At 72.0% G+C, this 20,095-nt stretch carries 15 protein-coding genes; 12 read left to right on the forward strand and 3 right to left on the reverse strand.

Translation table 11 applies throughout. From position 1 onward, the window contains the following. Nucleotides 1-94 precede the first annotated feature (94 nt). The 7 genes from FB465_RS27195 (at nucleotide 95) to FB465_RS27220 (ending at nucleotide 9,636) form a co-directional block, all read left to right on the forward strand. Nucleotides 95-601 (forward strand): ATP-binding protein, encoded by a 507-nt coding sequence (locus tag FB465_RS27195; RefSeq protein ID WP_145794669.1) that lies wholly within the window; start codon nucleotides 95-97, stop codon nucleotides 599-601. Nucleotides 602-690: 89 nt separating this feature from the next. Then, the gene (locus FB465_RS27200; protein ID WP_246192864.1) at nucleotides 691-3,564 is read left to right on the forward strand and encodes an ATP-binding protein; all 2,874 of its coding nucleotides are present in this window, start codon (nucleotides 691-693) and stop codon (nucleotides 3,562-3,564) included. A 327-nt stretch (nucleotides 3,565-3,891) separates the two neighbouring features. After that, on the forward strand, nucleotides 3,892-5,058 hold the full coding sequence (locus tag FB465_RS27205) for an oxygenase MpaB family protein (RefSeq protein ID WP_145794670.1): 1,167 nt from the start codon (nucleotides 3,892-3,894) through the stop codon (nucleotides 5,056-5,058). Nucleotides 5,059-5,252: 194 nt separating this feature from the next. After that, nucleotides 5,253-5,651, forward strand: a complete 399-nt coding sequence (locus FB465_RS37755; protein WP_342791846.1) for a polysaccharide deacetylase family protein — start codon at nucleotides 5,253-5,255, stop codon at nucleotides 5,649-5,651. 35 nt (nucleotides 5,652-5,686) lie between these two features. Beyond that, nucleotides 5,687-6,169, forward strand: a complete 483-nt coding sequence (locus FB465_RS37760; protein ID WP_342791847.1) for a polysaccharide deacetylase family protein — start codon at nucleotides 5,687-5,689, stop codon at nucleotides 6,167-6,169. Next, entirely contained in the window at nucleotides 6,166-8,385 is a 2,220-nt protein-coding gene (locus FB465_RS27215) for an NADP-dependent isocitrate dehydrogenase (protein ID WP_145794672.1), read from the forward strand. Before FB465_RS37760 ends, FB465_RS27215 begins: the two co-directional genes overlap by 4 nt. A 243-nt stretch (nucleotides 8,386-8,628) precedes the next feature. Next, nucleotides 8,629-9,636 carry an NADP-dependent oxidoreductase gene (locus tag FB465_RS27220; protein ID WP_211785864.1) on the forward strand — a complete coding sequence of 336 codons (1,008 nt, stop codon included), beginning with the start codon at nucleotides 8,629-8,631 and terminating at the stop codon, nucleotides 9,634-9,636. Nucleotides 9,637-9,660: 24 nt separating this feature from the next. Here FB465_RS27220 and FB465_RS27225 read toward each other — a convergent pair whose 3' ends face one another. Beyond that, complete coding sequence (locus tag FB465_RS27225) at nucleotides 9,661-10,326, reverse strand: class I SAM-dependent methyltransferase (RefSeq protein WP_145794674.1); 666 nt, start codon at nucleotides 10,324-10,326, stop codon at nucleotides 9,661-9,663. Between the two features lie 451 nt (nucleotides 10,327-10,777). Here FB465_RS27225 and FB465_RS27230 point away from each other — a divergent pair, with 451 nt between their 5' ends. The 5 genes from FB465_RS27230 to FB465_RS27250 all read left to right on the forward strand — a co-directional run bounded on the left by FB465_RS27230 (nucleotide 10,778) and on the right by FB465_RS27250 (nucleotide 16,844). Continuing rightward, nucleotides 10,778-12,190: a family 2B encapsulin nanocompartment shell protein gene (locus FB465_RS27230; RefSeq protein WP_145794676.1), complete on the forward strand. Its 1,413-nt coding sequence runs from the start codon at nucleotides 10,778-10,780 to the stop codon at nucleotides 12,188-12,190. A 21-nt stretch (nucleotides 12,191-12,211) separates the two neighbouring features. Further along, the gene (locus FB465_RS27235) at nucleotides 12,212-13,309 is read left to right on the forward strand and encodes a family 2 encapsulin nanocompartment cargo protein terpene cyclase (protein WP_211785865.1); all 1,098 of its coding nucleotides are present in this window, start codon (nucleotides 12,212-12,214) and stop codon (nucleotides 13,307-13,309) included. 12 nt (nucleotides 13,310-13,321) lie between these two features. Further along, nucleotides 13,322-14,182, forward strand: coding sequence for a geranyl diphosphate 2-C-methyltransferase (locus FB465_RS27240; RefSeq protein ID WP_145794678.1), 861 nt, complete (start codon nucleotides 13,322-13,324; stop codon nucleotides 14,180-14,182). A 149-nt stretch (nucleotides 14,183-14,331) separates the two neighbouring features. Then, entirely contained in the window at nucleotides 14,332-14,562 is a 231-nt protein-coding gene (locus FB465_RS27245) for a hypothetical protein (RefSeq protein WP_145794680.1), read from the forward strand. 191 nt (nucleotides 14,563-14,753) lie between these two features. Further along, nucleotides 14,754-16,844 (forward strand): SpoIIE family protein phosphatase, encoded by a 2,091-nt coding sequence (locus FB465_RS27250; RefSeq protein ID WP_145794682.1) that lies wholly within the window; start codon nucleotides 14,754-14,756, stop codon nucleotides 16,842-16,844. 12 nt (nucleotides 16,845-16,856) lie between these two features. Here FB465_RS27250 and FB465_RS27255 read toward each other — a convergent pair whose 3' ends face one another. Next, nucleotides 16,857-18,722: an AfsR/SARP family transcriptional regulator gene (locus FB465_RS27255; RefSeq protein WP_145794683.1), complete on the reverse strand. Its 1,866-nt coding sequence runs from the start codon at nucleotides 18,720-18,722 to the stop codon at nucleotides 16,857-16,859. Between the two features lie 190 nt (nucleotides 18,723-18,912). Continuing rightward, a complete protein-coding gene (locus tag FB465_RS27260) occupies nucleotides 18,913-19,914 on the reverse strand; it encodes a CHAP domain-containing protein (RefSeq protein WP_170290698.1) in 1,002 nt (333 codons plus the stop codon). Nucleotides 19,915-20,095 lie beyond the last annotated feature (181 nt).

Raw genomic sequence — 20,095 nt, forward strand, 5'->3', positions numbered from 1 at the left:
GTACCCGTAGTTTTGCGGCCCCGGATTGTTCCGTGCGTGCTCGGCGGTGAGTGTGGTGGGCAGGAGGCCACCCCACAGACCTCAGGAGCCTCGCATGATCGCTGCCGCTGACACCCGCCACCCGGCCCGCCCCGGCCCTCGGCCCGGCCGTACCGCCGGTACCGGCCGTACCGCCGGCAGGTCCGCCGCATGTGCCATGCCGGCGGTGGCCGACTCGGTGCCGGCCCTACGGCGCTTCGCGCGTGGTGCCGCACGGCGGTGGGCGCTCCCCGACAGCGTCGACGAGGCGCTGGCACTCATCGTGACCGAGCTGGCCGCCAATGCGGTGCGGCACAGCGGCAGCGCGGACGTTGCGCTGCTGCTCGCCGTCGACGGCGTGACGGTGACCGTCCAGGTCAAGGACGCCGGGACGTGGCGGGCCCGCCCGAACCCGCCCGGTCCGGCCGCCGAGGCCGAGGCCTGCGGCGGTCGCGGCCTGCAGCTGGTCGAGGCGTACGCGGCCGGCTTCGCCCTGTGGCGCACGGCCGGCGGCACCCGGGTGGTGGCGGAGCTGCTCCTGCCCGATCCGCAGCCGGTGCCCGTCGCGGAGCATCGGCGCTGAGCACCTTCCGGTCCACCGGACCGATCGCGCAGCCGTTTGCCGGGAGCCCTGGGCCGATCTAGCGTGTCCAGGGCAGGGAAGGTGATCGTGTGGCGCGGGTGCTCGACCGCAGCGCGGCATCCTCCGGCGGGAGCTTCACGTTCGTCGGCCGCCGCCGGGAACTCGGCCTGCTCCTGGCTGCGGTCCGGCACCCTCCGGCGGTGGTGCTGGTCGAGGGCGAGGCCGGGATCGGCAAGTCCCGCCTGGTCCGGGAGGCCGCCGAGACGCTCGTGGGTGAGAACCGGCGGGTACTGGTGGGGTACTGCCAGCCGCTGCGCGAGCCGTTCCCCTACGGCCCGGTGGTGGACGCACTGCGGAAGGCGGGCGGCTGGCTGCCCACCAGTGGCATCCCGCCGACGGCGGGCGCGCTGGCACCGCTGCTGCCCGACCTGGCCGAAAGGCTGCCGCCCCCGCCGCCCCGCCCCGAGGACCCGCACGCCGAGCGACACCAGCTGGTCCAGGCCGTCCACTCGTTCCTGGGGGCGATCGGTCCGGCCGTCCTGGTGGTGGAGGACCTGCACTGGGTCGACGAGGCCACCCGCGAGCTGCTCCTGCTCCTCGCCCGCGACCTGCCCGAGCAGCTCAGCCTGGTGCTGACCTACCGGGCGGAGGACCTGCCACCCAAGACCCCGGTACTCGGCTCCGCCTACCGGCGCCCGCCCGGGGCCAGCGGTACGGCGATCCGTCTCGCCCCGCTCGCCGAGCAGGACGTCCAGGAACTGGCCGCCGCCGCGCTCGGCCCGTACGCCACGCCGGAGCTCGCCGCCGTCCTCTACCACCGCAGCGAGGGCCTGCCGCTGGTCGCCGAGGAGGACCTGATCACCCTCTGCGAGCACGGCAGGCAACCGGCTTCCGCCGCCGCCGAGCTGGAGCGCGCCGAGGTGCCCAGGGGGCTGCACGAGGCCGTCACCGAGCGGTTGGAGGCGCTGTCGCCGGGCGGCGCGGCGATCGTCGAGGCCGCGGCCGTCCTCGCCGTCCCCGCCGCGGAGTCGCTGCTCGCCGACGTCGCCGGGCTGGACCCCGAGCAGGGAGCACAGGCCCTCACCGAGGCGCTGCGGTTCTCGGTGCTCCGCGAGACCGGGTCGGGCCAGTACGTCTTCCGCCACGTCCTGGCCCAGCAGGTCGCGTACGGCCACATCCCCGGCCCCCGGCGCGTCCGCCTCCACCGGCAGGCCATCAAGGAACTGGAGAGCCGCTCGCCCGCCCCCCTGGTGCAGATCGCCCACCACACGCTCGCCCTCGGCGACCGCGAGGCATGGTTCCGCAGGGCGGAAGCGGCCGCGGACCAGGCCATCACCCTCGGCGACACCGGCACCGGCGCGGCGCTGCTGCACCAGATCCTCGAACAGCCGCGCCTGGGGGACGACCTGCGGTCGCGAGCCGCTCTCGCGCTCGCGCGGATCGCCGTCAACGGCGCGGACTACACCGCCAACGCCACCCTGCTGCGGCGCATTCTCGCCGACCCCCAGCTTCCGGAGGCGACCCGCGGTGAGATCCGGCTGGCCCTGGCCCTGCTCATGGTCAACCAGGCCGGTGACCGGGCGGGCTACCGCGAACTCGAGCGGTGCATCGAGGACCTGGCCACCCGCCCGGCCCGGGCGGCCCGAGCGATGATCGCCCTGGCCATGAACGAGCGGGACGGCGCCTCCGACCAGGCCTGGGCCTGGATGAACCGGGCCGAGGACACCATCCGGGACAGCCCCGACGAGGCGATCCGGGCGTCCGTCCGCGCCACCCGCCTCTCCCTCCTGGCCCGGGACGGGGACCCCGCCGTCTGGCAGCTCCTGGAAGAACTGCCGCGCCGGGCCGAGGACACCGAGATCCTCAGGCAGACCACCCGAGCCCTGTACAACGTCGGTGAGATCGCCATCGAACTGGGCCACGACCGCTCGGCGGCCGCCCTGCTGGCGGAGAGCCGGCAGCTGGCCCAGCGCGCGGGCATCCCCCACCTGGAGTGCTACAGCCGGATCGCCCTGCTGCGCCTGGACGGGCTGGCCGGGCGGTGGAGTGACCTCGAGGAGCGCTTCGCGGCACTGGGCAGCGAGTACCCCGACGTCGCGATGGCCGGTGTCGAGCAGGCACTGCTCTTCGGACTCCTGGCCGCCGCCCGTGGACAGCGCGCCCGAGCGCTCGAACAGTTCACCGCCGCGGCCGAGTACGGGGAGCGGGAGTCCCAGGTGACCGGCGCGTTGCGGGCCGCCGCCGGGCTGGTCGCCGTCCGGCTCGCCCAGAGCGCGCCCGAGGACGCCTGGGCCATCGCCGGACCTGCCACGGCCGTGCTGCGCCGGGCCGGCGCATGGGCGAGGGCGACCGGCCTGGTGCCGGTCGCCGTCGAGGCGGCGCTGAGCTGCGGCCACCGCCGGGCCGCCGAACAGCTCGCCGACGACGCCGAGCGCGGCCTGAGCGGACGGGACGCACCCGGCGCCGTCGCCGAACTCCGGCTCGCCCGGGGCCTGCTCCTCGATGACGGCGAACCCGCCCTCGCGGCCGAGCACTTCGCGCACGCCCAGCGCAGCTGGCAGGAGATCGGACGCCCGTACGAAGCCGCCCGCGCCGCCGAGTGCCACGGGCGGGCCCTCCGGTCGCATCCGGAGGTCGCGGTCGGCCATCTCACCGAGGCCGTCGACACCTTCACCCGCCTCGGCGCCACCGCCGACGCCGCCCGGTGCCGGCACCTCCTGCTCGACCTCGGCCTGGTACGGCCCCCGGTGCGCGGACGGCGCGGGTACGGGGACCGGCTCTCGCCCCGCGAGCGGCAGGTCGCCGAACTGCTCGCCCGCGGCGCGACCAACCAGGACATCGCCGAGGCCCTCTTCCTGTCTCCCCGGACCGTCGAACAGCACGTCGCCCATGTCCTCAAGAAGCTGGACACCACCCGGAAGGCCGTCGGCACCGCCCTGCCGGAGAAGGACGAGGCCGGCTGACCCCTCTCTTCAGCCTGCTCACCGGCTTCGTGGCCGGCCATGTCTCGTACGAAGTCGACCGGGAACGCGCTACCGAAGCCGCCGTGGCAGGTATCCCAGGCTTGCTCGAGCTCTCGCCGCCCCGGGCAGGAGTGATGCCGGCCAAGACCTTTTCGACCGCCTCCTCGACCGCATGATCAACGGGCTGGTCGGGACGCCCGAAAGATCCACTCGATCGGATGGTGTCGGCCGATCTCGCGCGCGAACCGGCCGCGGCCTGGGCACTCTGGCCGCGTGAGCCGGGCCGGCCGAAGGGTCTGGCTGCGCCGAGAGAGTGGAGCTTGTCCCGTGGAGCACCTCGCGCCGTCACCCGGTGACCTGCGTACCGAAGGCGACCCGCCGGCCGACCGGATGGTCATCGAGCTGCTGGACTCGGGCGAGATCGCCCATGCCAACCAGGTACTGCACGGGCTGCGGCACAACGACCAGCTGGTCCCGGAGGACCTTCCGGCGGTACTGCGCGACTACCTGATGGAGACCAGGCCGGTCCCGGCCTGGGTGGACAGCGAGCGCATCGCGCGCGTGCACGCGTTCTTCCGGCACGACGGGATCCACGTGGCCTCGGCGTTGTCGCTCGGCGCGATGGTGGGCTGCTACGCGGCACCGATGGGCGCGAAACTGCTGCACACGACCCATCGCCTCGACCACCCGCACCGCCGGCTGTCCGAGACCACCCAGTTCCTCCTGCACATGATGGCCGAGGACCCGCTCGGCCGGCACGGGGACCTGGTACCCGCGATCCAGAAGGTCCGGCTCATCCATGCGGCGGTCCGTCAGCTCCTGCTCCGCGACGGGCACTGGGACGTCGCCGAGCACGGCGTCCCGATCTGCCAGGAGGACCTGCTCGGCGCCACCCTGATCTTCTCGGTCACCGTCCTGCAGGGCATGGCCAGGATGGGTGTCCACTGCACCCCGCAGGAGGCCGAGGACTACTACTACACCTGGCGGGTCGTCGGGGTGATGCTCGGACTCCGGGCGGACGCCGTGCCCGAGTCGCTGGCCGAGGCCGAGCAGCTCTGGAAGGAGATGGAGCCGCGACACCTCGGCCCGTCCGCCGAGGGCATCGCGCTCACCGGCGGTCTGCTGGACCTCTACCACCAGATCGCCCCGCCGGGGGTCCGCGGCGCGGTCCCGGCCGTGGTGCGGCGCATGGTCGGCTCCCAGGTCGCCGACTGGATGGAGGTGCCCGCCGGCCGTTGGGAAAAGGTGGTGGCCGGGGCCGCCCATGCCGAGGAGAGCGTGAACGCGGTCGAGGAACACCACGTCCTGGCCCGCCGGGTCCTCGACCGGGTCGGACGCATCCTGCTCAACGCCGAGGTCCGCCGCGTGACGCACGGCCAGAGCACCGAGTTCGACATCCCGTCGGAGCTCTCCGCCGGCGATGCCCCCCAGGTGCCCGCAGCCCGGGCCGGCGACGCGGGCTGCTGTCCGCAGGACGCCCGCCCGGCGCCGTGATCCTGGAAACCTCGGCGGCGGGCGGCGGGCGGCGTGCTGCTCCGGGTGGTACGGCTGCGCCGGGGCCAGGCCGTCCGAGTGCGCTCGTTCCGGTGAGTGGCCCTGCTCGGGCGAGCGCGTCGGAGCGCCCGGTGGGTGGGGACGGCCGATACTGCGGCGGTGACCGACCATCAGAAGGTTTTCCGCGGCGGCTGTTGCTCACGGCGGGTGCGACGGCCGTGCTGTGCGGCGGTGGCGGCGTGGTGGCGGCGGTCCCGGCCGCAGCGACGGCAGCGACAGGCCGGGCTTCGGCAACCACCGGCGGCGAACTGCCCGAAGAACTCCTGGGCGACGAGATCCGGCGGATGCCCACCGAGGAGCACGTGGTGGCCCTGACCTTCAACGCGGCCTGGGACGAGAACGGCCTCGACACCGTCCTCGGCGAGCTGCGCCGGCGGAACGCGCCGGCCACGTTCTTCCCGACCGGACGGTTCGCCGAGACCCGCCCGGCGGCGGCGCGGGCGATGGCCGCCGAGCACGGGATCGGCAACCACTCCTACAGCCACCCCCAGCTCGCCGACCTCCCCCCCAGGGCCTGCGGGAGGAGGTCCTGAAGGCGGACCGGGCGATCCGCCGGGCCACCGGAGCGGTGCCGCTGCCCTTCTACCGGTTCCCGTACGGCGAGACCACCCCGCAGGCCATCGCGGACGTCAACGCCCTCGGTTTCGCGGACATCGAGTTCACCGCCGACACCAACGGCTACCTGGGCGCCGCCGGCGGCATGACCGTCGACAGGGCCGTCGAGCGCGTCCTGAAGGCCCTCACGCCGGGGGCGATCGTGCAGATGCACGTCGGCGCCGGTGCCGAGGGCGGCCCGGGCCTCGACGCCCAGGCCCTGCCCCGGATCATCGAGGCCGTCCAGGCCCGCGGCTACCGGGTCACCGACCTGCGTACCGTCGTGACGCGATCCGGCGCGGCCGGTGCCGTACCGGGAGGTGACGGCCCTACGCTTCGACCCGGCGGCTCGACCCGGCGGCTCGACCCGGGGGTCGGTGTCGGGGATGGCCGATCACGAGATATCTTGATATCAAGACGTTGTAGGCGTTGTAGACGTGAAGCGGAGCACCGGTGACTGACTCGACCATCATCTATACGCACACCGACGAGGCCCCGGCCCTGGCGACGTATTCGTTCCTGCCGGTGGTGCAGGCGTACGCCTCGACGGCGGGCGTCCGTGTGGAGACTCGCGACATCTCCCTGGCCGGGCGCATCATCGCGAGCTTCCCGGAGCGTCTCGAGGAGGGCCAGCGCATCCACGACGCCCTCGCCGAGCTCGGTGAGCTCGCCAAGACCCCCGGGGCCAACATCATCAAGCTGCCGAACATCTCGGCCTCCATCCCGCAGCTCAAGGCGGCGATCAAGGAGCTGCAGCAGCAGGGCTACGCGCTGCCGGACTACCCGGACGACCCGAAGACCGACGAGGACCGCGACGTCCGCGCGCGCTACGACAAGGTCAAGGGCAGCGCCGTCAACCCGGTGCTGCGCGAGGGCAACTCCGACCGCCGCGCCCCCGCCTCGGTGAAGAACTACGCGAAGACCCACCCGCACCGCATGGGCGTGTGGACCCCGGAGTCGAAGACGAACGTCGCGCACATGACCGCCGACGACTTCCGCTCCACCGAGAAGTCCGCGGTCATCGCCGAGGCCGGCGCTCTGCGCATCGAGCTCGCGGGCGCCGACGGCAGCACCACGGTCCTGCGCGAGTCGGTGCCGGTGCTCGCCGGTGAGGTCGTGGACGCGTCCGTCATGCACGTCGCCGCGCTGCGCGAGTTCTTCGCGGCCCAGATCGCCCGTGCCAAGTCCGAGGGCGTGCTGTTCTCGGTGCACCTCAAGGCCACCATGATGAAGGTCTCCGACCCGATCATCTTCGGCCACGTCGTGCGGGCCTTCTTCCCGAAGACCTTCGCCCGGTACGGCGAGACCCTGGCCGCCGCCGGTCTGAACCCGAACAACGGCCTCGGCGCCATCCTCCACGGCCTGGACTCGCTGCCCGAGGGCGCGGAGATCAAGGCGTCCTTCGACGCCGAGCTGGCCGAGGGCCCGGCGCTCGCGATGGTCGACTCCGACCGCGGCATCACCAACCTGCACGTCCCGAGCGACGTCATCGTCGACGCGTCGATGCCGGCCATGATCCGCACCTCCGGCCACATGTGGGGCCCGGACGGCAAGGAGGCCGACACCCTCGCCGTCATCCCCGACAGCAGCTACGCCGGCGTCTACCAGGTCGTCATCGACGACTGCCGCGCGAACGGCGCCTTCGACCCGGCGACCATGGGCTCGGTGCCCAACGTCGGCCTCATGGCGCAGGCGGCCGAGGAGTACGGCAGCCACGACAAGACCTTCGAGATCCCGGCCGACGGCACCGTCCGCGTGGTCGACGGCTCCGGCGAGGTCGTGCTGGAGCAGCCGGTGGGCGCCGGCGACGTGTTCCGCATGTGCCAGACCAAGGACCTGCCGATCCGCGACTGGGTCAAGCTCGCGGTCAACCGCGCCCGGGCCACCGGCAACCCGACGGTCTTCTGGCTGGACGAGGGCCGCGCGCACGACGCCAACCTGATCGCGAAGGTCAAGGCGTACCTGCCGGAGCACGACACCGACGGGCTGCAGATCGAGATCATGTCGCCGGAGCAGGCGACCGCGTTCTCGCTGGAGCGCATCCGCCGCGGCGAGGACACCATCTCGGTCACCGGCAACGTGCTGCGCGACTACCTGACCGACCTGTTCCCGATCCTGGAGCTCGGTACGAGCGCCAAGATGCTCTCCGTCGTCCCGCTGATCAACGGCGGCGGCCTGTTCGAGACGGGCGCCGGCGGCTCCGCCCCCAAGCACGTCCAGCAGCTGCTCAAGGAGAACTACCTGCGCTGGGACAGCCTGGGCGAGTTCTTCGCGCTCGCGGCCAGCTTCGAGCACCTGGCGCAGACCACGGGCAACGCGCGCGCCCAGGTCCTCGCCGACACCCTCGACCGGGCGACCGGCACCTTCCTCAACGAGGACAAGTCGCCGAGCCGCAAGCTGGGCGGCATCGACAACCGCGGCAGCCACTTCTACCTGGCGCTGTACTGGGCGCAGGAGCTGGCCACGCAGACCGCCGACGCGCAGCTGGCCGAGGCCTTCGCGGGTCTCGCCAAGACGCTCTCCGAGCAGGAGCAGGCCATCGTGGACGAGCTGATCGCTGTCCAGGGCTCGCCGGTCGACATCGGCGGCTACTACCAGCCCGTCGTCGCCAAGGCGTCGGCCGTCATGCGTCCGTCGACGATCCTCAACGAGGCCCTCGCGACCCTCGCCTGACGATCGGCCCAGGCCGAGCAGGCCTGATCACGGTGCCCGAGAACCGCCACACGGTTCTCGGGCACCGTGCTTTTGGACCCGGTCAGGAGGGTCGGGCCTAGCCAGATGACTAAGCGCTTGCTTAGACTCTCCTCGCAAGCCGGGGACCACCCGTTCGACCGCTGCGGTGCGTGACCGGAGCCGGACCGGGCATACCGGCCGGCCGGCACGCCGGCCGGGTCATCGCCAGCGACAGGAGACGTCATGTCTGGAACGAACCGTCAGATCCGCCTCGCGGCCCGCCCGGCGGGCGACGTCAAGCCCCAGGACTGGGAGCACGTCACCGAGCCGGCCGAGGCGCCCGGTGAGGGCCGGTTCGCCGGGCGGACCCGCTTCATCTCGCTGGACCCGGCGATGCGCGGCTGGCTCGACGACCGCCCCTCGTACCTGCCGCCCGTCGGCCTCGGCGAGGTCATGCGCGCCGGGTCGGTGATCGAGGTCACCGAGTCCAACCACCCCGGCTACCGGCCCGGCGATCACGTCGTCGGCACCTTCGGTGTCCAGGAGTACGTGGTCTCGGACGGCAAGGGCGCGCTGAAGGTCGACCCGTCGCTGGCCCCGCTCTCGACCTACCTGGGCGCGCTGGGCATGCCCGGAATGACGGCCTACTTCGGACTGCTGGACGTCGGGGCCCTCAAGGAGGGTGAGACGGTTGTGGTCTCCGGGGCTGCGGGCGCCGTCGGCACCATGGTCGGCCAGATCGCCAAGGTGAAGGGCTGCCGCGTCATCGGCATCGCTGGCGGTGCGGACAAGTGCGCCCTGCTGACCGAGGAACTCGGCTTCGACGCGGCGATCGACTACCGCGCCGAGGACGTCAGGAAGGCGCTGCGCACGCACGCGCCGGACGGCATCGACGTCTACTTCGACAACGTCGGCGGCGACATCCTCGACGCGGCGCTCACCCGTCTGGCGATGCACGCCCGGGTGGTGATCTGCGGCGCCATCAGCCAGTACAACAACGAGACGGCCGTCCAGGGCCCCTCGAACTACCTGACGCTGCTCGTCCGCCGCGCCCGCATGGAGGGCTTCGTGGTGTTCGACTACGCACCGCGCTTCGCGGAGGCCGCCCGCGAGCTCGCCGGCTGGATCGCCACCGGCCGGATCAAGGTCAAGGAGCACGTGGTCAAGGGCGCCCTGGACGAGTTCCCGGAGACTCTGCAGATGCTCTTCCGCGGCGAGAACATCGGCAAGCTGGTCCTGGAGCTGACCTGACGCCCTGGCACCGGGGCCGGAACGTCATCGACGCAGCGTCTGGGTGACCCGCCACAGGCGGCGGGGCAGCTCACCCTCCTCGAATGGGTGGACCTCGGCCGACTCCCAGCCCTCGGCGAGGGCGTCGACCAGGTGGCGCGGGAAGAAGTGGACGGCGAATCCGCCGTGCTCCCAGATGTCGTCGCCGTGCCCGGTGCCGGCCGTGTAGTGGGCGTCGCCGGTGTGGCGGACGGTGTAGACGAAGGTGCCGCCGGGCCGTAGGACCCGGCGCACCTCGGCCACCAGGGCATGGATCTCCTCGGTGGACAGGGCCATGCAGAGCAGCATGTGGGCGAAGACGGCGTCCACCGAGGCGTCGGCGAGGGGCAGCGGGTCGCGGACGTCGTGCACGGCAGTGGTGACCTTCTCGGCCAGGCCCTCGGCCGTCGCCGCTTCACGCAGCCGGCTCAGGCCCACCAGGCTGAAGTCTGTGGCGAGCACGGTGAACCCGGAGCGGGCGAAGAACAGCGCGTCGCGGCCGTGGCCGGCACCCAGTTCCAGCACGTCACGCGCTCCGGCGGCCCGGAACGACTCGGCGGCGTGGACCGCCGGGTCGGAGGGCCGGTCACCGTACATCCGGGGGTGGGCGCCGTAGGTCTGCTCCCAGTGCTCGCGCTGGACCTCGCCCAGCTCCTGGCCATCGCCGTGCATCGCCGCTCCCGCTGCTCGCGACCCTGACCGTCGTGGGCCCCCACCGTCAGCGTAGGCCCCGGTGATCCCGGCGCGGGTGGCGAGGCGTCCGGCGGGGGAGTGGCGGCCCACCGTTTCCCGCCATCGTGATCGCCTTCGCCTCGCCCCGGACGGGGACGGCCGGCCGGGGTCGGTGTCCTGTTCTCGCCCAACCGAGACCCGCGTGCCCGCCGGCTCGGCGTTACTTCGGATACGCATGATCCAAAAGTGGCCGTGGATCTCGCTCGGATGCCGAGCAAAGGTACGACCATCGGAGCAATGGTCCAGGTCGCCTGATCCAGCCGCGCATGCCCTGGCGGATTCGGTTCGCACGGTCGTTCAGCTTTCTCCGAAGTGGTCCGGGAGTTCTGTCATCCCCCTGTATCAATGGATGCGGACACCTCAATTCCGGTCCGTTCATGGGAGAGCTCGGATGACGATAGAAGCGGATAGGGACTACGCCCGAGAACGCGAGCAACTCAGCCTCAGTACCGCCGCCGCGCGGAACTTGGCGACCACCACCAAGTCTGCTCCGCAGATGCGCGGAATCAGTTCGCGCTGGCTGATTCGACGGCTTCCCTGGGTGCAGGTTTCCGGCGGTACCTATCGGGTCAACCGGAGGCTCTCGCTGGCCGTCGGCCGGGGGCGGGTCAGCTTTGTCCAGGCCGGCGCGGACGACGTACGCATCATCCCCGAGACCCTTCGGGAGATTCCCGTTCTGCGCGGTTTCGGCGACGACGGCCTCCTCGCGGAGCTGGCCGGCCGGTTCACCCTCCGGGAATTCCGCAGCGGTGAGGTCATCGTCGAGGAAGGCCACCCCATCGAGGAGGTCTTCATTGTCGCGCACGGCCGAATGGAACGGATCGCCACCGGCAAGTACGGCGGCCAGGAAACCCTCGGCGTGCTGGCCGACGGCGACCACCTGGGGGACGAGGCCCTTCTGCAGAGCGACCCGCTCTGGACCGCCACGGTCAAGGCCGCCACCGCAGGAACCCTCCTGACCCTTCGCTGGGAATCCTTCCTCGAGTTGTTCAACCGCTCCGAGGAGCTGCGCGAGCACATCACCGGATTCCTCGCACATTCCTCCCGGAAGGTCAATTCCAAGGGCGAGGTGGAAATCGCCGTCGCCGCAGGACACGAGGGCGAGGCCGAGATTCCCGGCTCCTTCGTGGACTACGATCTCGCGCCCCGCGAGTACGAGCTCTCGCTGACCCAGACGGTCCTCAGGGTCCACTCCCGCGTCGCCGACCTCTACAACGACCCGATGAACCAGATCGAGCACCAACTCCGGCTGACGGTGGAGGAGATCAGGGAACGCCAGGAGTGGGAGCTGCTGAACAACCGGGAGTTCGGCCTGCTCCACAATGCCGACTACGACCAGCGGATCAACACCTGGTCGGGGCCGCCGACTCCGGACGACATGGACGACCTGCTGTCGATGCGCCGGGGCACCGACCTCTTCCTCGCCCACCCGAGGGCGATCGCGGCGTTCTTCCGCGAGTGCAGCAAGCGCGGCATCTACCCCGACAGCACCGACATCGGCGGCCACCGCATCCCCGCCTGGCGGGGCGTGCCGATCTTTCCCTGCGGCAAGATCCCGGTCACCGGCGGGCAGATGACCTCCATCGTCGCGATGCGCACCGGCGAGCAGGACCAGGGCGTGATCGGCCTGCACCAGACCGGCATCCCGGACGAGTACGACCCCAGCCTGAACGTCCGCTTCATGGGCATCGACGACCAGGCGATCATCCGGTACCTGGTGACCGCCTACTACTCGGTGGCGATCCTCGTCCAGGACGCCGTCGGCATCCTGGAGAACGTCCACGTCGCCGCTCCGCGGTCCTGACCAGGCGCTCCAGGAGGACCGATGGCACCCCTGCAGGACACCGCCCGCTCTGCCCGGCCGACGATCCCCACCGGCCCGACGGGACTCGGCACTTCGGCGGCCCGGATCACCGATCTGCGGTCGAAGGGAAGCCCGGCAGCCGGTGCCGGGACGCGCCGCAGCCCGCTCCCCGACCTCTACTGCCCGCCTCATCTGCGCGACGATCCCGCGCTCGGTGAGGAGGTCAACGAGCGCCTCTTCCGCTGGGCCGAGCAGGTCGGCATCTACGCCGGCCAGATGGAGAAGTTCCGGAAGGCCAACTACGGGCGTCTGCTCATGCTGACCCATCCCGACACCGACGATCCCGACCGGCTGCTGGCCGCGGCCCGGTGCATGGCGGCGGAGTTCGCCGTCGACGACTACTTCTGCGAGGAAGCCTCCGCCGGCGACCACCCCGAGCGCCTCGGGCCCCAGCTGATGCTGGCCCAGTCGGCGATCGACCCGGCCCAACTGCCTCTCGGTGCCCGCGAGTCCTACGAGCGAGCGCTGCGCGGGCAGCCGGTCTGGAACGCGCTCCGGCGCTCGGTGGACGACCTGGCCGAGTACGCCAGCGGTTCCCAGATCAACCGGCTCAGGCAGGAGATCGCCGGCCTGTTCCTCGGGATGGACGCCGAGGCGGGGTGGCGCATCGGGGGCAGTCTGCCGCCCGTCTGGGAGTACCTGGCGAACCGTCAGATGAACAGCTTCCTGCCGTGCATGGCCCTGGTCGACGCCGTGGGCGGATACGAGCTTCCCGCCAACGTCTACGGGCGCCCCGACGTCCGCCGGGCGACGCTGCAGGCCGCTCTGGCGTCCGTCCTGCTCAACGACGTCTACTCGATGCACAAGGAAGGCGGCGCCCAAGGCGTCGAGTACAACCTGCCGACCGTCATCGCGGCGGAGGACAACTGCTCCCTCGACGACGCGATCCGGCGTTCCGCCGACATCCACAACGAACTCGTGCACTCCTTCGAGGCCGCGGCGGCCGAGCTCGCGCTCACCGGCGACCCGGTGCTGACCCGCTACCTGGGAGCCCTGTGGGCCTGGCTCGGCGGCAACAAGGAGTGGCACGCCAGCAGCCCCCGTTACAACCAGAGTTAGGGAACACGCGCAATGACCGTGCTCGACACCCGTACCGAGGTCCTCTCCACCCGGTACCAGCAGGCCGTGGCCGACTACTGGAACAAGGAGAAGGACCCGGTCAACCTACGTCTCGGTGAGGTCACCGGCACCTTCCACCACCACTACGGCATCGGGGACGTGGACCCGTCGGTGTTCGAAGGGCCGGAGGACACCCGTGACGAGCGGATCATCAGGGAGATGCACCGGCTCGAGACCGCCCAGGCGGACTTCCTGCTGGACCAGCTCGGCGACATCGGCCCCGAGGACCGGATTCTCGACGCGGGTTCCGGCCGGGGCGGCACCAGCTTCCTGGCCAACCTTCGCTTCGGCTGCCATGTGGACGGCATCTCCATCTCCGAGAAACAGGTGAGGTTCGCCAACGACCAGGCCCGGCAGCGGGGCGTGGCCGACAAGGTGGACTTCCACTTCCGGAACATGCTCGACAACGGCTTCCCCGCCGCCACGGTGCGCGCCGCCTGGAACAACGAGAGCACCATGTACGTGGACCTGTTCAAGCTCTTCGAGGAGCATGCCCGGGTCCTGAAGCCCGGTGGCCGGTACGTCACCATCACCGGCTGCTACAACGACGTCCACGGCCGGCAGCCGTCCAGGGCCGTCAGCCAGATCGACGCCCACTACATCTGCGACATCCACCCGCGCAGCGACTACTTCGCCGCGATGTCGGCGAACAACCTGGTTCCCATCAGCGTCGTCGACCTGACCGCGGCGACCATTCCCTACTGGGAACTGCGTGCCGAGTCCTCCGTGGCGACCGGCATCGAGCAGGCGTTCCTCACCGCCTACAAGGAGGGCAGCTTCCACTATCTGATGATCGCCGCCGACAAGGTGTGACTCCCGGCCCCTGAGGTCGGCCAGGGTGACGGCGGCCCCGGGCCCAGGCTCGGGGCCGCCGTCACCCGCACCGGTCTGTCGGCGCGCGGCCTGCGGAGGAGACGGGGACGATGGCCCAGGAACCACGTCCTCGGAGCAGGGAGAACGCCATGACCGACGACCCGCGTATCGGCACCCCCGGCACGTACGAGTTCTCGGCGCCCGACGGCGTCCTGCGGGCGGAGTGGATCGGTGCGGACGCCGGCGCCGACGAGCGCGCCCGCGAGCACGCCGACCTGCTGGAGAAGGAGGCCGGCGGCGAGTTTCTGGTCACCCTGATCCGACGGCGGACGGACACCGGGTGGGAGACCGTTCCGCGCCGGTCTCCCGGCGCTCCCTGACGGCGCAGGACGGCGTTGCCTGCCGAGACGGGGCTGCCGGGGAGTGCCTGCCGAGAGACGATGGAGCCCCCGGCTTCGAGGTCGGGGGCGCCGGGTCAGAGCCCCCGGAGCCGACCGAGGTGAGGAGAGCTACGGGCCGGACCGGCAGCGGGTGAGGCCGCCACCTGCGGTAGGCGGAAGGAGGGCCTCGAGTGAGCACGTCCGATGCGTTCCGCGCCGGGCTGAGCCAGGCCTCGGTCGTCCCGTCCGAGCCCGGTGGGCTGCTGGACGTGCTGGGCGTGGCCGCGGTGGTGCTGAACGCGGACGGGCGGATCGTGCTGTGGAGCCCGCAGGCGGAGGACCTGTTCGGCTGGAGCGCGGAGGAGGCGCTGGGCCGGCTCGCGGCGAAGCTGCTGGTCGCGGAGGAGCACTACGACCTGGTCCTGGAGCTGTTCGCCCGGGTGATGGCCGGCGGCGGCGCCTGGGCGGGAGTCTTCCCCGTACGGCACAAGGACGGCAGCACACGGCTGGTCGAGTTCCGCAACATGCGGCTGCTGGACGAAAGCGGCGGCATCTACGCCCTCGGGATCGCCACCGACGAGGTCACGCTGCGCGGAGTGGAGCGGGACCTGGCGCTGTCGGTGCGGCTGGTGGCGCAGTCCCCGATCGGGCTGGCGGTGTTCGACACCGACCTTCGGTACGTCCTGGTCAATCCCTCGCTGGAGCGCATCAACGGCATGCCCGCCGAGAAGCACATCGGCCGCACCGTCCCCGAGGCACTGCCGTTCCTGGACGCCCCGGCCATCGAGGCCGCGATGCGCCAGGTGCTGGGCACCGGTACGCCGCTGCTGGACCACTTCACGGTCGGCCGTACGCCCGCCGACCTGGAGACCGACCATGCCTGGCTGGTATCGTTCTTCCGGCTGGAGGATCTCGCCGGGCGGGTGATCGGCCTGGCCGCCTCCGTGGTGGACGTCACCGAGCGGCACAACGCGGCCATCGGGGCCGCGGAGGCCCGGCGACGGCTGGCCGTCATCGCTCACGCCTCCGTGCGCATCGGCACCACCCTCGACCTCGACCAGACCGCCCGGGAGCTGGCCGACGTCGTCGTGCCCGACCTGGCCGACATCGCCGCGGTGGACGTCCTCGACTCGGTCCTGGAACCTCGCATCACCACGGCGCCGGTCGCCGGGCCCGCGGTCTTCCGGGCGCTGGCCGTGGCCGCGGCCGACTCCGGCGACGCCGTCCAGGCCGCCGACCCGCCCGGCGAGATCGCCAGGTACGACGCGGACCGCCTGGTCACCCGGAGCGTGACCACTGCTCAGCCGGTCCTCGTGGCCCACGTGGGGGAGCAGGACCTGCCGCGCATCGCCCGGGACGAGCGGGCCGCCGCCCTGCTGGCCCGGGCCGGGCTGCACTCGTACCTGGCCGTCCCGCTGATCGCCCGCGGCGAGGTCCTCGGCGCGCTCGACCTCAAGCGCACCCGTAACCCGCGGCCCTTCGACGAGGACGACGTCATCCTGGCCGGCGAGCTCGCCGCCCGCGCGGCCGTCTGCATCGACAACGCCCGCTGGTACCAGAGCCAGCGCAACGCCTCCCTCACCCTCCAACGTCACCTCCTCCCGCACCGGCCGCCGCAGCCCGTGGGCCTGGAGGTCGCCTACCGGTACCAGCCCGCCGCGGCCGCCCACGAGGCCGGCGGCGACTGGTTCGACGCCGTCAGTCCGGCCGGGGACAAGACCGCCCTGGTCGTCGGTGACGTCATGGGGCACGGCATCAACGCCGCCGCCACCATGGGGCAACTGCGCACCGCCACCCGCACCCTGGCCGGCCTCGACCTCGACCCCGCCGAGGTCCTGCACCACTTGGACCGGATCGCCGGTGGTATGGACGAGACCATCGCCACCTGCGTCTACGCCGTCTTCGACCCGCATCACGGGCAGTGCCGTATCGCCCTCGCGGGCCACCTGCCTCCCGTCCTCGTCCGGCCCGGGCATCCCCCCGTGCTGCTGGATCTGCCCGCCGGAGCGCCACTGGGGGTCGGGGGAGTCCCCTTCGAGGCCACCACCGTCGACCTGAACGCCGGGGACCGGCTGGTGCTCTACACCGACGGTCTCGTCGAGACCCGTGGCCAGGCCATCGACACCCGCCTCGATCTCCTCCTCAGCCTGCTCACGGACCCCCGGCTCCCGCTGGAGGACACCTGCGACCGGCTGCTGACCGCCCTGCGCCACCCGGATGACCACGACGACGTCGCCCTGCTCATCGCCGAGGTCCTCGGCCGGTCCTCGCGACCGGAATGAGCGTGCCTGAGCTCAGCAGACCAGGACGCCGTCGGGTTCACGGTGGCGGGCCGTACGGCGGGGCGGCGCGTGCCACCGTTCGGGCTCGAGGCCCCGCAGGACGCTCTGCTCGCGTGCGAAGGCGTGCAGCAGGCCGTCGTACCGGTAGCTGCCCGGCTCCTCGGCGCGCAGCAGGTGGGCGTCGACGAGGCGCTCGAGGATGCGCTCGGTGTGGGACACGGGCTGGTCCAGGAGCCGGGCCGCGGTCTCGATCCGGACCGTGGCCGAGCCCGGGAGGGACAGCAGGCGGAAGGCCCGGGCGGCGGCCGGATCCAGTGCCTCGTAGCTGGCGGCGAAGCTGGCCCGGACGTCGAGACTGCCCAGGCTGAGCTCGTCGAACAACTGCCGCTCGCCGGTCAGCCGGTCGGCCAGGTGCCGGACGGTCCAGGACGGCCGGGCGGACAGGCGCGCCGCGCAGATGCGCAGGGCCAGCGGCAGCCCCCCGCAGGCGGCCGCCAGTTCGGCCGTCGCCCGGGGATCGGCGGCCGGGCGGGCCGGGCCGAGGACGCGTTCGAGGAACAGCAGCGCCTCCGCCTCGGTCATGACGTCCAGTTCGACCGGATGCGCCCCGGCCAGGTCGGAGAGCCGTGCGCGGCTGGTGATCAGGGCGGCGTTCGCGGGGTCACCCGGCAGCAGCGGACGGACCTGGGCGCTGTCCCGCGCGTTGTCGAGGACGACCAGGAGCTGCCGTCCGGCGAGCACGGACCGGTAGAGCGCCGTCCGTTCGTCGAGGTCGGCCGGGATCGTGTGGGCGGGGAGGCCCAGGGCGAGCAGGAAGCTCCCGAGCACGGCGTGAGCCGAGGCGGGCTCACGCTGAGTCCCCCTCAGGTCGGCGTACAGGGTGCCGTCCGGATGGGAGAAGCGGGCGGCATGGGCGACATGGCCGGCCAGCGCGCTCTTTCCCACGCCCGGCTGGCCCGACACCACCGCGATCACGGCCGACCGCCGGGACGCCGTGGTGAGCCTGGCCGTCAGATCGAGCACCTCCGCGGTACGTCCGGTGAAGTCCGTCAGATCGGGAGGGAGTTGGAAGGGCGTCGGGGAGACCGGCCGGCCGATCCCGTGCTCCTCGGTGTCCTGGGCGGGAGCCGGGTCGTCCAGGCTCGGGTCGGCGCTGAGGATGCGCTGGTGCACCGCCCTCAGCTCCGTGCCGGGCTCGACGCCGATCTCCTTCGTCAGGATCTGCCGCACCTGCTGGTAGACGGCCAGTGCCTCCGACTGGCGGCCGCTCCGGTACAGCGCGGTCATCAGCTGGACCCAGAAGCGCTCCCGCTCGGGGTGGGTCGCCGTGAGCGTGCGCAACTCGGCGAACAGCGCCGCGTGGTGGCCCAGGTGGAGTTCGGCGTCCAGCTTCGACTCGAGGATGTCCAGCCGGGCCTCGGCGAGCCGGTCGGCCTCCAACCGCCGTACCGAGTCCGAGGGAACGTCCACCAGCGCCGGGCCGCGCCAGAGGCCGAGGGCCTCGTCGAGCAGCGTGGTGGCGCGCTCGAACGCGCCCTGCCGCAGCGCGTCGGCGCCCAGGTCGCGCAGCGCCACCAGGCGGTCGGCGTCGAATTCGCCCGGCTCGACGGTGATCAGGTAGCCGCCGGCCCGGGTCTCGATGCGCTCCCCGGCGTTCCCCAGGCCCTTGCGGAGCCGCATGACGTAGTTGCGCAGGGTGGTGGCGGCGCTCCGGGGCGGACGGTCGTCCCACACGGTCTCCACCAGCTGCTCCGCGGGCACCAACTGGCCCCGCCGTACCAGGAGCGCCGCCAGCAGGATGCGCTGTTTGGCCGCCGGGATGACGCGGACCTCCGCGCCATCCCGTACCAGCAGTGGCCCCAGAATCCCGAACTCCATCCGCCGTGCCCCCCAGACCTCTAGTGTCGCGCTGCGACGGCCGGGCCCACGGCCCGGCGCTGCCGATCATCGCCACCGTTCTATCCCGGGTGGGGTTGTCCGGGGCCTTTGGCAGGCGCCGGTCAATCAATTCCGTACAACGCAGGCCGTGGACGGTCGGACGGGGCAGGTGGGGAGGAGGGGCCGGGTGTCAGCCGCAGTGGCTCCAGGCACTGGTCCACGAGGTGCTCTTGAACGAGCCGCCCCACTTCACGCACGCGCCGGCGGCGGGCAGGGTGACCGGGCCGGCGTAGTAGGTGAAGCTGCCCGGGTTGCCGAGGGACGCGCCGCCCTGAACGCTGAGCGTGGCGTTCATCGCGACCGCGCCGGCCGGGTTCGCCGCCAGCGTCACGACACAGTTGGAGCCGGAGGAGGCGTTGTAGAGCAGGAAGACGGTGGCGCCACCGAGGTCGTGCGAGTCGATCACGCCGAAGCCGGTGCCGCACACGGCTCGCGGGCCGTACGGGTTCCCGGGCAGCGGGTTGTCACCCGAGCCGCTCGTGGTGGGCGTGGTGTAGCCGACGATGTAGTAGCCGTCGGCGGGGTCGACGTTGCTCGGCTGCTTGCCCACGGCCTTCTCGCTCGCCGAGATGGTGACCGAGACGACCTTGGAGCTCACCGCGTACTCGGCCATCGAGCCGGCGCCGGGGGTGCCGTTCCAGTCCCCGTTGGCGGTCGTGATGGAACCGTCGGAGTTCACCGCGGTCACGATGCCGACATGGTGGATCTCGGTGTCGTGGACGCTGCCGTACACCACCGCGTCACCCGGCTGCGGGCTGTACGAGGCCGAGGTGTGCAGGGTGCCGTTGTTCTGGCCGTAGGTCTGGAAGCTGGCGGCAGCGGCGGTCAGACCGCCCGTGTAGAAGCCGGAGTTCCCCCAGACCCACTGCACGAAGTCCGCGCACCAGTACTCGGGACCACCCGAGTAGCCGCCCGCGCAGCTGTGCTCGAACTGGGAGCCGCCGAGGCTGTTGTACGTCGGAGTGTTGGCACAGGTGCCGGCGGTCTTGCCCACGTTGGCGGCGGCCAGGGTGGCCGCGCTCGTGCCCGTGGCGGCCGAGGCGCTCGGTGCGGTGGTGAAGGTCAGCAGGCCCAAGGCGACGGCCGCTGCTGCTGCGCCGGCTATTCGGCGCAGGACATGGGTGAGCTTCAAGGCTCTCCTCCCGGAGCGGGGAACACGGATGCGGCGACGGTGTTTTCGTGGGTTCGGGGTGTACTTCGTGGCCGAACGCCACGGACGCCGATACGGCGGAAACGTCGCCGTCCGTATTCTCCGCAGGCGCCGTATCGTCCCGGTCGCGTCGCGGTACGGGGGACTCCGGGCGTGCCCGCGG

Source organism: Kitasatospora atroaurantiaca (assembly GCF_007828955.1).
GTDB lineage: Bacteria > Actinomycetota > Actinomycetes > Streptomycetales > Streptomycetaceae > Kitasatospora > Kitasatospora atroaurantiaca.

Coding starts and splice junctions, on each gene's coding strand:
- FB465_RS27195 (WP_145794669.1), top strand. CDS start 95: ATGATCGCTGCCGCTGACACCCGCCACCCGGCCCGCCCCGGCCCTCGG.
- FB465_RS27220 (WP_211785864.1), top strand. CDS start 8,629: ATGTCTGGAACGAACCGTCAGATCCGCCTCGCGGCCCGCCCGGCGGGC.
- FB465_RS27225 (WP_145794674.1), bottom strand. CDS start 10,326: ATGCACGGCGATGGCCAGGAGCTGGGCGAGGTCCAGCGCGAGCACTGG.
- FB465_RS27230 (WP_145794676.1), top strand. CDS start 10,778: ATGACGATAGAAGCGGATAGGGACTACGCCCGAGAACGCGAGCAACTC.
- FB465_RS27235 (WP_211785865.1), top strand. CDS start 12,212: ATGGCACCCCTGCAGGACACCGCCCGCTCTGCCCGGCCGACGATCCCC.
- FB465_RS27240 (WP_145794678.1), top strand. CDS start 13,322: ATGACCGTGCTCGACACCCGTACCGAGGTCCTCTCCACCCGGTACCAG.
- FB465_RS27245 (WP_145794680.1), top strand. CDS start 14,332: ATGACCGACGACCCGCGTATCGGCACCCCCGGCACGTACGAGTTCTCG.
- FB465_RS27255 (WP_145794683.1), bottom strand. CDS start 18,722: ATGGAGTTCGGGATTCTGGGGCCACTGCTGGTACGGGATGGCGCGGAG.